The organism is Colwellia marinimaniae (assembly GCF_002207865.1).
GTDB lineage: Bacteria > Pseudomonadota > Gammaproteobacteria > Enterobacterales > Alteromonadaceae > Colwellia > Colwellia marinimaniae.
Window position 1 is genome coordinate 1 of the sequence record NZ_BDQM01000124.1, and the last position, 473, is coordinate 473.

Consider the following 473-nt stretch of genomic DNA (forward strand, 5'->3'; position numbering starts at 1 on the left):
CCTCCACAGAGAAACAATGGCCCCGAAGGGCCATGATTACGCCAGTTGTACGGACACGAACTCATCAGGGTCAGCCAGCAGCATCAGCGGTGCTGACTGAATCATGGTGAACTCACGCGCCGGATCGCCGGTGGTCACCCAGTTTTTCGGGTAACGGGCAGAGGCGTTAATGCCTTCGCGCTGTGCGTCCGCATCCTGAATGCAGCCATAGGTGCGCAGACCGCGTGCCTGAGTGTTCCCCAGCACCATCGTGTTGTCCGGCAGGAAGTTCTTTTTGACGCCGTTTTCCACGTACTGTCCGGAATACACGACGATGGCCACATCGCCATACATCCCCTTATAGGACACCGCTTTGCCCAGGTCTTTCACCGCTGTCTCCAGCTCGGAATTAGAGCCACGACGGGTATCCAGCTTCTCCTTGACGGCTTTGAAGGAACGGAACAGCGCCCAGCCTTTCGGATCGAACACGATGA

Annotated in this window: 1 protein-coding gene; it reads right to left on the minus strand. The window is 57.3% G+C overall.

The features are described from left to right. Nucleotides 1-36 precede the first annotated feature (36 nt). A partial coding sequence (locus MTCD1_RS18490) for a major capsid protein (RefSeq protein WP_200818632.1) occupies nucleotides 37-473 on the minus strand: 437 nt, incomplete at its 5' end.